This window comes from Cupriavidus sp. YAF13 (assembly GCF_052113425.1).
Lineage (GTDB): Bacteria > Pseudomonadota > Gammaproteobacteria > Burkholderiales > Burkholderiaceae > Cupriavidus.
In genome coordinates this window covers 13777-26653 of sequence record NZ_JBFRDD010000007.1, presented here as the reverse complement: position 1 = coordinate 26653, position 12877 = coordinate 13777, and the positions used below count along the sequence as shown (strand labels likewise).

Genomic DNA, 12877 nt, shown 5'->3' with positions numbered 1-12877 from the left:
CAGGCATGTGGCGCGCCGGCCCGCGCCATGACAAACTGGATGGCTATCATCAGCCCGAGCCACCATGGAAACGTTGGTCATTCGCCGAGCCGGCACCGAAGACGCTGCCGCCATCAGCGCGCTTGCCATGAGCGTCGCCCACTATTTCACGATCGAGGCATCCGGGGCCGGCGCGGAGGACTTTCTCGCCAGCCTCTCGCCGGATGCGATCGCCGGATATGTCGCCAGCCCGCGCTTCCACTATCTGGTTGCCTATCGCGGCGAGCAGCTGGCCGGCATCCTTGCGATGCGTGATGTCAGCCACCTCTTCCACCTGTTTGTCGCCCCACGGATGCACCGGAGCGGCGTTGCCGGAGCCCTCTGGCAAGCCGCCAGCCAGGCCGCGATCGCCACCGGCGAAGTGCGTGAATTCACCGTCAATTCGAGCCCGTTCGCAACCGTGGTGTACGAGCGCTTCGGCTTCCAGGCTATCGGCCCCCGCGCACAGGCGAAAGGCATTGCCTATGTGCCGATGCGCCTGGTGCTCGAGGACGCCAGGCGCTAGCCCACGTACCAGAGAATGCTGACAAACTGGCAGGCGCTGCCCGCCAGCACGAACAGGTGCCAGATGCCGTGGAAGTGCCGCACCTTTTCGTCGAACAGGAAGAACCCGATGCCGGCCGTATAGAGCGCGCCGCCCGCCACCAGCCAGTACAGGCCGGCGGCCGGCAGCGCCGCCACCAGCGGGCCAAAGGCAAACAGCACCAGCCAGCCCATCAGTACATAGATCAGCAGCGAGAACACGCGCGTGCGGTGGCCAATCAACAGCTCCTGCGCGATGCCGATCACCGCCAGTCCCCAGTTCACCCCGAACAGCGTCCAGCCCCAGGGCCCGCGCAGCGTGACCAGCGCGAAGGGCGTATAGCTGCCGGCGATCAGCAGGTAGATGGCACAGTAATCGAGCCGCCGCAGGATGTCCTTGGGGCGGCCGCGCAGGCTGTGATAGAGCGTGGAGATGGTGTAGAGGAAGACCAGCGTGGCGCCGTAGACGACGGAGCTGACGACTTTCCAGGCGTCGTGGTAGAGGGCAGAGCTGGTGATAAGGACTGCCGTGCCGGCGGCGGCCAGGACGGCGCCCGCCAAATGGCTGTAGCCGTTGAAACGTTCTCCACGGTACATATTGTTCATTCTCCTGTAGTGGTCGCTGGTAGGGGCGATTGCAGGGGGCTTTGTTGCAGTGCGTTATCGGGGTATTTTTGCATGGATTTCGAGGGGGCGCGGAAAGCGAGCCGTCGGGGCCTGCCGATGGGGCTCCCCGGGATAGCATAACCATCTGCGAAACCATTCGTTCCCGGCCTGCGTGCCCCCCGCTATCGTCTCGCCATCCAACCTTTAGCGAGACTCCCCATGCGTATCCCTTCGCCGCTGTTCAAGGCTGCCCTGACGCTGCTCACCGGCCTCACCGTGCTGGCTTCGAGCCCCGCCATGGCGGACCGCCTGGATGACATCAAAAAGGCTGGCGTGCTGCGCGTGGGCGTGTTCGACGCGAACCCGCCGTTCGGCTTTGTCGAGGCCGGCAGTACCACCCCTGCTGGCCTGGACGTGGACTACGCGGCCGAGATCGCCAGGCGGCTGGGCGTGAAGCCTGAGTTCCGCGCGACCAACCCGGCTAACCGCATTGCCCTGCTGGCATCGCAGAAGGTAGACATCGTTGCCGCCAATTTCACCATCACCGATGAGCGCCGCCAGCAGATCGGCTTCTCCACGCCGTACTTCGCCAGCGGCTTGCAGTTCATCGCCAGGAAGGGCACGCTCAAGCAGCCGGACGACCTGAAGGCGTGGCGCCTGGGCGTGGACAAGGGCACCACGCAGGAGACCACGCTGCGGCAGAAGTACCCGGACGCCCGCGTGATTGCGTATGACGATTCCCCGCTGGCGCTGACCGCGCTGCGCAGCGGCGCGATCCAGGCGTTTGCGCAGGATGGCGCCAAGCTGGGCGCCTTGCTGGCGACGTTGCCCAACAAGGATCAGTTCGAGATTTCGTCGTTCACGCTGACGCGTGAGTACATGGGCGTGGGCGTTCCCAAGGGCGAGGACCGGCTGACCGCGGAGATCGATCGCATCCTGGCGGAGCTGGAGAAGAACGGCACGGCGGCGCGCATCTACGACAAGTGGTTCGGGCCGAAGAGCACGGCGCCGCTAGCGCGGGATTTCACGATTGGCAGCGCGCTGAAGTGAGGACGACCTCCTTCATTTCCGGCCAGGGCTAGCCATGCAGGGGCAGGCGATCCTGCTGCAGTCGCTGCCGGCAAAGTATGGCGGCTGGATCGTTGCCGGCTTTGGCCTGACCGTGGCGCTGTCGGTGGCGGTGTTCGTGCTTGGCTGCGCGATTGCCGCCGGCTGGCTGGCACTTGTGCGCGGCCCGATCATGCCGCTGCGCCTGGTGGCGCGCGGCGCCGTTGGGTTCCTGCGCCGCACGCCGTTGCTGGTGCAGTTGTTCTTCTGGTATTTCGGCGCGGCGCAGCTGCTGGGCGATGGCGCCATCGGCGCGCTGTATGACTGGCAGGGATGGCGCATCGGCGGCTTGCACGTGCCCGCGCCTTCGCTGGAGGCGCTTGCGAGCCTGGCGGGCATCGGCCTCTACGCCAGTGCCTTCTATGCGCGCGAGTTCGAGGCGGGCCTTGCCAATGTGCCCGCGAGCCAGGGCGCGGCGGCGCTGGCGCTGGGCTTTACGCCCGCCGCTGCATTCTGGCGCGTGGTGCTGCCGCAGGCGCTGCGGGTTGCCGCGCGGCCGATGGTGGGGCAGTTCTGCCAGACCATCAAGAACACATCGCTGGCGATGGCGATCGGCTTTGCAGAGATGTCCTACACCGCCCGGCAGGTGGAGACCGACAGCCTGATGACCTTCCAGGCCTTCGGCCTGGCGACGCTGCTTTACGTTGCGCTGATCGTGTTGTTGCAGGCGGCGGCGCCGGTGCTGCTGCGCCGCCTGGGATGGACGGAGGCCGCGCGTGGCTGATGCCGATCTCTCCGGCTGGGCCATCGTGCTCAAGCAGTTGCCCTACCTGCTGGCTGGCACATTCCCCAACGGTCCCCTGGCGGGCGCCGCGCTGACCTTGTGGATGGCGCTGCTGGCCTGCGCGGGTGCCACCGTGCTGGGCATTGGCGTTGCCGTGCTGCTTGACCTGGCGCCGGCACCGCTGGCGCGTGCCGTGCGCGCGCTGCTGGCCTGCCTGCGCGCGATTCCCGTGCTGATGCTGATCTTCTGGGCTTACTTCCTGCTGCCGATGCTGGCGGGCGTTCACGTGGGCGAGGTGCAGACCGTGGTGCTGGCGCTCGCGCTGATCGGCGCGGCCTACATCGCGCAGGTCATGGCGGCGGGCTTCGACGCGATCGGGCGCGGCCAGCGCAATGCGGCGCTGGCGCTCGGCATGACGCCGTTGCAGGCACTCTGGCAGGTGGTGCTGCCGCAGACGCTGCGCGCCATGCTGCCGTCGCTGGGCAATGTATGGGTGTCGCTGGCCAAGGATACGTCGCTGGCCTATATCGTGGGCGTAGTGGAATTGTCGACCGTGGCAACGCAGGTCAACGGGCGCAGCGTGGGCTATGCGGCGCAGGTGTTCCTTGCCGTCGCATTGCTCTATTTCCTGATTTGCCTGGCGATCGAGAGCGTAGCGGCGCTGGCCTGCCGTGCGACGCAGCGCCAGGCCGCCATCACAGCGCGGCGGGGCCGGCCCGAGGCGCATGCGCTTGCGCCTGCCCGGTCCAAGGCCCGGGGCCGGCATGTAGCGATCGGGCCCCGCTAGCTGCGGTGCGATTCATCGTGCCGGTGTCGCGCCCGCGCCCTGCGCCACGGCGGGTGCGGGCCGCGGTGTTGCCGGAGCAACCGGCGCCCTCGTTTGCGCGCTCGCCGGCGCTGCTGGCGTCACGGCGGCCGTGTGCTCCGACCATCCTCCGCCAAGCGCCTTGTACAGCGCGACACGGCTGGTCAGGCGGGCCAGCCGGATGGTGGCCAGGGTTTGCTGCGCGGTATAGAGCTGGCGCTGGGCATCGAAGACCGCGAAATAGTCGTCCACGCCGTTCTTGAACCGCATCTCCGACAGGCGCTGGGTTTCGCTGGCTTCCTTGACCAGGGTTTCCTGCGCGGCGGCCTCCCGGTCATAGGTGCCGCGCGCGGCCAGGCCGTCTGCCACTTCGCGAAACGCGGTCTGGATCGTCTTTTCGTAGGCGGCAATATTGATGTCCTTCTGCACCTTGGAGGCATCGAGCCTGGCCTGGTTGCTGCCGGCATTGAAGATCGGCAGGGTGATCTGCGGGGCGAAGGTCCACGCGCCCATGCCTGCGGCGAACAGCCCTGCCAGATTGGTGCTGGCCGAGCCAACCGCGCCAGTCAGCGAAATGGTCGGGAAGAAGGCCGCCCGCGCGGCGCCGATGTCGGCGTTGGAGGCTTTCAGGCGGTGCTCGGCGGCCATGATGTCGGGCCTTTGCTGCAACAATGCCGAGGGCAGGCCGGCTGGCAGTTCGGCAACGAGGCTTGTCGACTCGAAGGGCTCGGGTGGTGGCAGGTCTTGCGGCAGCGGGCCGCCGATCAGCAGGCTGATGGCATTCTCGTCCTGCGCGACCTGCCGCGTGTATTGCTCCACGCCCACGCGCGCGGTCTGCACCTGGGTTTCGGCACGGTGCAGGTCCAGCTCTGCCATGGCGCCCGCGCGCTTGCTGCGCCCGATCATTTCGGCGGCGGCTTGCTGGCTCTTCAGCGTGTCCTCCGAGATTTGCAGCAGCACCTGGTCGGCGCGCCAGGTCAGGTAGGCGCTGGCGACTTCGGCGACCAGGCTGATATGGGCGCTGCGGCGCGCTTCCTCCGTGGCGAGATATTGCTCGAGTGCTTCGTGCTTGAGGCTGCGCACGCGCCCGAAGAAGTCCAGCTCGAACGCGTTGAAGCCCACGCCCGCGCTGTACTGCGTGATGACCGCCGACTGCCCGGGCGCGCGCAGTTCGCTGGGCACGCGCTGGCTGAGCATGCCCGCGCTGGCACCGATCGCGGGGAATTGCGCGGCGCGCTGGATACGGTACTGGGCGCGTGCCTGTTCAATGGCGAGCGTGGCGACGCGCAGATCGCGGTTATTGGCCAGCGCCAGTTCGATCAGGCGCCGCAGGCGCGCATCGACGAAAAAGTCCTGCCAGCCCAGGTCGGCCGCCGCCGTGCTGGTTTCGGCCGCTGCCGGCGCGCCGGCAGCGTATGCCGGGCCGGTGGGCCAGGCCTCTGGCACTGGCTGTGCGGGACGCTGGTACGTGGGCTCGAGGGTGCATGCGGCCAGCGCAAGCGGCAGGGCCATGCAGAGCGTGCGCAGCATAGGGGCGAGAGTCTTTTGCATGGGATTCATCCGGAAAAGGCGCGCCACACGAGCCGCGAAATGGCCAGCCGGGGATTGCCCTGGCTGGCGACGTTGTGGGCGGGCTCGCTGAAGAGCAGCCGTATCAAGCGGTGGCGCGTCGCCATGTCCAGATGCAGGGCGAGCCCGAGCAGCTTGCCCTGGCGGCGCGCGATCCGGCACGGCACCCAGCCGGTCGCCTCCATCCAGACCGCGCCCTCGGCGCCGACCGGAATCGCCGCCGCCATCGCGCTGGTAATGGCGACGCCATTGCAGGACAGGTTCACGGTAGTGGCCGTGTACTCGTGCCCGCCGCAAGCTGCCTTGCCGTTGATCCGCAGCAGGGCTCGCTCCCGGTAGGGGAAGCGTTCCTCCTTGCGCGGCCGTGGCAGTTCCACGCAGACCAGCAGCGAGGTAAGGTAGAGCACCATCGACACGGCGGTCCACGCGATGTTGAAGACGAGTCCCGAGGCTGCCGCATCGGCGGCCACCGCGCGCGCCAGGCCCATGCCGGAGAGCAAGATCAGGCAGCCATAGAGCGCGGCGAACTTCCCGTGGATCACCAGCTTGCTGCGATCCAGCCCCTTGTTGGTGACCTTGAACGGACGCCCGAACGGTTTGAAGAACGCGCTGACCAGCGTCGCGCTGACCGCCAGCGCGGACACGATCTGCGTGACCTCGGTAAAGATGGGCAGCGCGCGCGAGCCGGTTACCCAGATGCTGTAGGCCCAGTAAAGCAGCAGCGCGGGCACCCCATAGGCAAGGAACTGCATCGGTTCGCCGTACAGCGTCGGTACGTCGAAGTACCAATACAACAGTGGCCCGGCCAGCAGCATGAGCGTGAAAGGGCGGCTCAGCCAGTGCAGCAGGCCGTGCACGTAGTGCACGCGCTGGCCCAGTGTGTAGCCGCGTCCGCGCAGCGGCCCGTCGGCCGTGAGCGCTACCTGGATCGTGCCTAGTCCCCACCGGCTGCGCTGGCTGATGTACTCGGGCAGGCCTTCGGCGGACAGGCCCACGCTCAAGCGCTCGTTGAGCCAGCGCGTGACATAGCCGTACGGCATCAGGCGATACGTCAGGTGGATATCCTCTGTGACCGTGCCGGTTGGGAAGCCGCCGATCAAGCTGAGCGCCTCGCGCCGGACCACGAAGGACGTACCGATGCAAAAGGCGGTGCCCCAGGCGTCCTTGGCGGGCTGCATCACATCGAAGAAGGCGCGCTGCTCGTCGACCCAGCATTCGGTCGAGCGCAGGTTGTACTGGATCGGGTCCGCGTTGTAGTAGAACTGCGGCGTCTGCACTACGCCGACCTTGGGGTCGGCGAACAGGCCGATGGTGCGCATGAGGATGTTCTTGTTCGGGGCGAAATCGGCATCGAGCACCATGATGTAGGGCGCGCCGCCGCCATGTTCCGCACGGGCGCTATGCTGCAGGCCATTGTTGAGGTTGCCCGCCTTGGCATGCGTGTTGTCGGGACGCGTGACGTAGTTGGCGCCAACCTGCGCGCAGAACGCCTTCAGCCAGTCGCGCCGGGTGTCGTCGAGCACCCACACGCGAAAATCCGGATAGTCGATCGCCAGCGCGGCAACAATGGTCTTCTCCAGTATTTCCAGCCCTTCGTTGTAGGTTGCGATGAAGACATCGACGCGCGGCACCGTGCCGCTGCGCCGCAGCGCTGTCTCGCCTGCATCGGCCGCTGGCGCATGATTGCTGCCGCGCGTCAGCGTGACGATGGAGATCACGGTGTAGGCGATCGTCATGATCTCGAACCCGAAGAAGGCATGCGCCCACAGGCTCGGGAAGGTCATTTGCCATTCGGGCAGCGTCTGGGTCCAGCGCCAGGCGAGGTAGACGAGCAGCAGGGTCGCGGTGATGGCACCGAACACGCAACGGTCGGAGTCCCGGGCGCGATCTCCCCGCATGCAAAGCCAGGCGAGCAACAAGGTGGCGGCGTTGATGACGAGCAGCGCCCTGGCATCGAGGAAGAATGCAAACATCGTTACTCCTTGGACGGGGGAGCGGAAATGGCGCTGGTGCAAGCGGCGTCGACACATCCGGAAGGACGGAAGGGGTTCCAGCCTGCGGCGGCCAGCACCGCCCATGCGGTCGCGCCGAGGTGGGGCAGGTGGTAGTAGTAGAAGTCCTCCGTGGTGGAGGTCGGCCCGATCGAGAGGCCGGTGCGGATGCGTTGCTCCGGCGTGGCGTAAAGCAGGCCGGAGGGCGCGCGCTGCGACAGCAGCAGTGGCCAGAGCGGTGAGGCATCCTGCGCGCGGCTGCTGGCGCGCAGCACCAGTGCGGCCTGGCCCGTGCCTTCTGTCCAGACGCCGTCGGGGTTGCCGTTAAAGCCGTAGCCGCCCTTGACGCCGTGGCGCTCGCGGGTCCAGTCCAGGCCCCTGCGCCAGTCCGCGGGCGCGTCTGGCACGGCGATCAGCGGCCATAACACCGCATCGAGAGCGGAGGGGCCGCTATTGAGCGAGCGGCCATCGTCGCGCGTGCCGATCACGAAGCGGCCTTCGCGCGGCTGCCACATCGCTTCGACGAAGCCGCGCGCGCGCCGTGCCGCCACCGGCCAGCGCGGATCGTTGCTGAGGCGGGCCAGCCAGCTGAACGCGGCATAGGCATCGACGTTGTGCTCGGTGGATTTCCAGGACTGGCGGGTGGGGCTGGGTTCCTCGCCGAAGTAGCCGCCGATGAAGCCGCCCGGGGGGCCGGCATCGAAGAGCGTGGCGTCGACCCAGCCCATCAACGCCGCGGCGCTGTCGAGATAGCGGCGTTCGTGGGTGTTGTCGTAGACGGCCAGCAGCATCAGCGCGGCCCATGCCACATTGCCCGTGGCGGTGCCGGCCTGGTACGCGTCCTCGAACCAGCGCTGGCTCGGCGTGTCCCACCAGCCGGGCAGCGGCGCGGGGCCCGCCGGCAGCGCGCCGGCGCGGTAGGCATTGCGCAGCCGGTTATCGTGGTAGTGGCGATCGCGCACGCTGGCAGCAACCATGGCGTCCGCTATGCGGCGCGCATCGCCAACGCGGTGGCAGGCCACCAGCGCGATGCCGGCGAGGGCGTTGTCGTAGACGAACGCCGCTTGCTGCAAAGCGGGTGCAAGCGGACCCTGCCCCGGTGCAGGCTCGTAGCTGCCGAGCATCACCGGGCCCTGGCCGGGCACCGCCGCGACCCGCGCGGCAATGGCCTGGCAGGCACCTGCCAGCAACTGCTCGCGCGCTTGCGCCGGGGGCGCCTGGGCGGCGGCGGGCGGCGCCAGGATCGTGGCCAGGCTGGTCATGGCGGCCAGCAGCGGCGGCAGCATTCGGCGGCGTAAGGTGAGCGAGGTGAGCGAGGTGAGTGAGGCCCGGTTCATGGCGATCTCCTGGCGTGCGTCGGATTCGCCGCCGTCAGATCAGCGCGCGCATGTGGCCCCACCAAGGCTGGTCGAGGCTGACCTTGGCCCAGCGGCCCAGCGCACAGCGATCCGCCGCCGCGCCGGCGCTCTGCAGGGGCAGCGCCGGCAAGGGCTTGTCCAGTTTGGCGATCAGGTAGATCTCGTTTTTTTCGATGGGCGGGAACGGCACGAAGTAGCGCGCCTGCTCGCCATCGGGCGCGCGCGGCAGGATTTCGGCAACCTTGCCGGCCAACGGCGCGGCCACGCCGTCCACGCGCACCGTCACCTTGTTGCCGGGCAACAGATCGTTGCTGAGGCTGCGGGGGAACACCGCCACCACCCGGGGTTGCGCGCAATTGGTACTGCGCAGCAAGGTCGCGCCGGCCGCGACGCGCGTGCCGGGCGGTGCCAGCACGTCCTGGACCATGCCGGAATCGTAGGCCTTGATATCCAGGTTGGACATGCGTTGGACGCGCTGCCCTTCCTCTGCGATCAGGGCGTCAACCGACTTGCCGTACTGCTCAAGCTGGGTCAGCTCCGCTTTGAGCTGGGTGATCTCCGCGCTCAGTTCGTCGTGCCGCTGCGCCAGCGTGGAGACCGCGCCATCGGTGCTGGAGAGGTACACCTTGCCCTTGGCCGCCTGGCTGTTGCTGAGCGCGTTGTCGAGTTCGGCGCGGATCGCTTCCTTGGAGTTCGACAGGATCGACAACTGGTAGCGGGAGGCATTGGTGTAGGCCTCGCTGACCGCGCCCGCCCATTGCATGGCCTGGTTGCGGTTCACCACGTCTTCCTGCTGGTCCACCTGTTCCTTGGCCATTGCCATGCGGGCCTGGATGCCGCGGATCTTGGCGGCGTGCTCGGCCTGCGCGGCTGCCTGGTATTTCCTGGTCTCCTGGTCGGTAGCGTCAAGACGGGCCTGATCGCCTTCAAGCTTGGCTTTGGCCGCATCGTAGCGTTGCTGGTTGTCCAGCTTCTTGCCTGTCAGTTCCACCAGCAAGGCGCGGTCGACATTCTGGTTCTGCACGCTCATCAGCGTGTCTCCCGGCGCAAATGAGGCGCCCACCGAAATCCGCTGGCCTGCCACCACGCCTTCGACCGGCGTGGTGACCAGGTTGACCGGTCCATCGACCACGGCGCGTTCGGACGAGCGCGTGAACACGGGGGGGAACATCACGGCCAAGATCACCCAGACGATAAAGGCGGCCACGCCGTAACTGGTCAGGCGTGGCACCACATGCCAGAGGCGGCGCTGGCTCAGCTCGCGGCTGCCTCTCGCGGGCGCCAGACGGTCTGTGCGCAATTCGGGCAGGTGCGTGGCCGGGGGACGGCTTTGTTCGATTTTGTCGCTCATGGCATCCTCACTGGCAAGTTCGCGCGATCGGGGTCGCAAAACGAGCGGCAAGCCGTCGGCACCGGGCGTGTCGGCAAGACGCACGTTCCCTGTAAAGCAAGTCCCCCAATATTTCTTTCGCGATGCGTTGTTTCACGGCCCAGCCGGGCCGCTTGCGCATCTGTGTGTGGACCAGGACGTGCCGGGTCCGTTGATCTGCCCGCGCTCCAGCTGACGCCAGGAGCGGGGCGAATGCGTATGGCCCGAGGGCCATCGACGATACTCGCGGATGTGCACGACTCGGGTTCGCTGCACGGTGGCGAGTGAATGAAGGCTAGCCAAGAAGCGGCGCCACTGCTGTAAGAATGTGTAAGAGCAGGATGTCACACCGTTGAAATCAATGGCATCCGATACCCCCATTTCCCATGCGGGCAGAGACCTGGCTTTCACATGCGCATGGGCACATTTTCGGAGGGTGAGACATTCCCCGCGGCCTCTGCTGGCATTGTTTCCTCCCATGGCGCAATGGCCTGTGCGCCATGCTCGCCACTTGATCGCTTGCTGCCTGGGGGGTTGGGCAATGGATGTTTTCTGTTTGCAACACACGCTGTGACGAGGCAGCGCGCATGAAAAAAAGCCGGCGCAGGGCCGGCCTCTCGATCATGCCATGGCGAAGCATACACGCCAGGGCACTCCGCAATTCAGCGTATCAATATCAACGTGCGCTTGCGTCCGCGTACACGCGCTCACCCGCCACCCACGTCTGCGTCACGCGGGTCTTCCAGATCTCGGCCGGCGCCACCTTGAACAGGTCCTGGTCGACCAGGATGAAGTCGGCCCACTTGCCCGGCTCCAGCGATCCCAGCGTCTTCTCCTGGTGCTCCGCGTAAGCGGCGTCCAGCGTGAAGGCGCGGAAGGCCTGGGTCAGGGTCATGGCTTCCTCCGGATGCCAGCCCTTGATCGGGCGGCCTTCGTGGTCGGTACGCGTGACCGCTGCATGCAGGCCGTAGAAGGGGTTGGCAGATTCCACCGGGAAGTCCGAGCCGCCGGCAATCACGGTGCCTTGCTTGAGCATGGTCTGCCAGGCGTACGCGCCCTTGATGCGTTCCTTGCCGATGCGGTCCTCAGCCATGTTCATGTCGCTGGTGGCATGGGTGGGCTGCATCGAGGCGATCAGGTCGAGCTGCTTGAAGCGCGGGATGTCCGGCAGCGCCACCACCTGGGCGTGCTCGATGCGGTTGCGCAGCTCGCGGCCGCCGACTTCCTTGTAGGCGACTTCAATCGCGTCCAGCACCTGGTGGTTGGTGGCGTCGCCGATGGCGTGCACGTTGACCTGGTAGCCGGCCTTGATCGCCATCTTGACGCTCGCCTGCATGGCCGCGTCGCTCATGAACAGCAGGCCGCTGTGCACGTGATCATCCGAGTACGGCGCCATCAGCGCCGCGCCACGGCTGCCGAGTGCGCCGTCGCCGTATAGCTTGACCGCGCGCAGGTAGTAGCGGTCGTTGCCGTAGCCAGAGAGCGGGCCCTTGGCGGAGAGCGCCTTGAAGTCGTCGCCGGTGTCGCGGATCATGCCGTAGATGCGCGTGGTCAGCTTGCCCTGGTCGGCGAACTCGCGGTAGATGCGGTCTTCCTGCGCGGTCACGCCGGCGTCGCCCGCGGCGGTCAGGCCGAGCGCGTTCATGTGCGCCAGTGCGGCGGCCAGCGCGGCGCGGCGGTCGTCGTCCGAGTACGGCGGGATCACGTTGTTGACCAGCGCCATGGCCTTGTCGACCAGCACGCCGGTGGGGTTGCCGTTGGCGTCGCGCTCGATGCGCCCGCCCGCCGGGTCCTTGGTGTCGCGCGTGATGCCGGCGGCTTGCATGGCCTTGGTGTTCAGCCACGCGGCGTGGCCGTCCACACGCACCAGGCGCACCGGGCGGTCCGATACGGCGGCGTCCAGCTCGGCCGCGGTGGGGAAGCGGCCCAGCTTCCAGTTGACCTGGTTCCAGCCGTAGCCCAGCAGCCATTTGCGCTGCGGGTTCTTGTCGCCGTAGGCGCGGATCATGCCCTGCGCTTCGGCCAGGTCCTTGGTGCCCGACAGCGAGATCTCGGTGGTCTTGAAGCCCAGGCGGAACACGTGGCCGTGCGCGTCGATCAGGCCCGGCAGCAGGGTCTTGCCCTGGCCGTCGACGCGCCTGGCATCGGGGTACTGCGCGCGCAGCGCGGTGGCGTCGCCGGTGGCCAGCACCTTGCCCTGGTCGAACACCAGGCCGGTGAAGCTGGCGACCTGGTCGTTCTTCAAGGTGTAGCCCTGCACGGATTCGATCAGCGTAGGCGCGGCGTGGGCCGACATCGTCAAGCCGACGGCTACTGCCAGCAGGCTCTTGTGGATCGCGTGTTTCAAGTCAAATCTCCTTGTTGTTGTCGTACAGCGCTTTGGTTTTTTTGTGGGCTCTCAGGATGCCTACTGCTTATTTTATAGCCACGTACGATTTTAATAGAGGATGACGGACAAAGAGCTTCGCGAATAGAAGAAGTTAAACCTGTGCTCCCGGCGAGAATCTCGACCAGTTCAAGCAGGTGCGCGCAACGCAAGATTTAACTGGTCCACGGATTGTGCCCAGTCTGCGTCCTCGTCAAATCCGTCGCGCAGCAAGGTTGCCTGGGCCGGCGTCCAGAATGGTGCTTCCCAAAGATTGATGTCTTGCGGTAGCGACGAATGCTTCGCAAGGAACGCAAGAACATCCGCGTTGTCGGATGGCAAGCCGAGTTGGGCGAACAGGTCGGAAAACTGGTGAAATGGGGTGTCCATGGGAAACGTCCGGGAAGCAGGGTTTTGGCGGA

General features: G+C 66.8%; 11 protein-coding genes. 4 read left to right on the top strand and 7 right to left on the bottom strand.

Annotated elements, in window-relative coordinates; translation table 11 throughout:
- Positions 1 to 64 precede the first annotated feature (64 nt).
- Complete coding sequence (locus tag AB4061_RS07765; RefSeq protein WP_441632452.1) at positions 65 to 544, top strand: GNAT family N-acetyltransferase; 480 nt, start codon at positions 65 to 67, stop codon at positions 542 to 544.
- On the opposite strand, the gene trhA is transcribed toward AB4061_RS07765, so the two are convergent.
- Positions 541 to 1158: a PAQR family membrane homeostasis protein TrhA gene (gene trhA / locus AB4061_RS07760; RefSeq protein WP_441632450.1), complete on the bottom strand. Its 618-nt coding sequence runs from the start codon at positions 1156 to 1158 to the stop codon at positions 541 to 543. The two genes, AB4061_RS07765 and trhA, sit on opposite strands and share 4 nt — an antisense overlap.
- A gap of 228 nt (positions 1159 to 1386) precedes the next feature.
- Between trhA and AB4061_RS07755 the strand changes: the two genes are divergently transcribed.
- Genes AB4061_RS07755 through AB4061_RS07745 form a run of 3 tightly spaced genes read left to right on the top strand, consistent with a single transcriptional unit; the run spans position 1387 to position 3785 of the window.
- The gene (locus tag AB4061_RS07755) at positions 1387 to 2217 is read left to right on the top strand and encodes an ABC transporter substrate-binding protein (protein WP_441632448.1); all 831 of its coding nucleotides are present in this window, start codon (positions 1387 to 1389) and stop codon (positions 2215 to 2217) included.
- A gap of 34 nt (positions 2218 to 2251) precedes the next feature.
- Positions 2252 to 2998: an amino acid ABC transporter permease gene (locus tag AB4061_RS07750; RefSeq protein ID WP_441632446.1), complete on the top strand. Its 747-nt coding sequence runs from the start codon at positions 2252 to 2254 to the stop codon at positions 2996 to 2998.
- Complete coding sequence (locus AB4061_RS07745; RefSeq protein WP_441632444.1) at positions 2991 to 3785, top strand: amino acid ABC transporter permease; 795 nt, start codon at positions 2991 to 2993, stop codon at positions 3783 to 3785. Before AB4061_RS07750 ends, AB4061_RS07745 begins: the two co-directional genes overlap by 8 nt.
- A 12-nt stretch (positions 3786 to 3797) precedes the next feature.
- Here the strand turns inward: AB4061_RS07745 and AB4061_RS07740 are convergent, their stop codons facing one another.
- The 6 genes from AB4061_RS07740 to AB4061_RS07715 form a co-directional block, all read right to left on the bottom strand.
- Positions 3798 to 5354, bottom strand: coding sequence for an efflux transporter outer membrane subunit (locus AB4061_RS07740; RefSeq protein ID WP_441632442.1), 1557 nt, complete (start codon positions 5352 to 5354; stop codon positions 3798 to 3800).
- Between the two features lie 5 nt (positions 5355 to 5359).
- Positions 5360 to 7345 carry a glycosyltransferase family 2 protein gene (locus AB4061_RS07735; protein ID WP_441632440.1) on the bottom strand — a complete coding sequence of 662 codons (1986 nt, stop codon included), beginning with the start codon at positions 7343 to 7345 and terminating at the stop codon, positions 5360 to 5362.
- A 2-nt stretch (positions 7346 to 7347) separates the two neighbouring features.
- Complete coding sequence (locus AB4061_RS07730; protein WP_441632837.1) at positions 7348 to 8625, bottom strand: hypothetical protein; 1278 nt, start codon at positions 8623 to 8625, stop codon at positions 7348 to 7350.
- 109 nt (positions 8626 to 8734) lie between these two features.
- Positions 8735 to 10072 carry an HlyD family secretion protein gene (locus tag AB4061_RS07725; RefSeq protein WP_441632438.1) on the bottom strand — a complete coding sequence of 446 codons (1338 nt, stop codon included), beginning with the start codon at positions 10070 to 10072 and terminating at the stop codon, positions 8735 to 8737.
- A 694-nt stretch (positions 10073 to 10766) separates the two neighbouring features.
- A complete protein-coding gene (locus tag AB4061_RS07720) occupies positions 10767 to 12437 on the bottom strand; it encodes an amidohydrolase (protein WP_441632436.1) in 1671 nt (556 codons plus the stop codon).
- Between the two features lie 168 nt (positions 12438 to 12605).
- The gene (locus AB4061_RS07715) at positions 12606 to 12845 is read right to left on the bottom strand and encodes a DUF2789 domain-containing protein (protein ID WP_441632434.1); all 240 of its coding nucleotides are present in this window, start codon (positions 12843 to 12845) and stop codon (positions 12606 to 12608) included.
- Between the last annotated feature and the right edge of the window lie 32 nt (positions 12846 to 12877).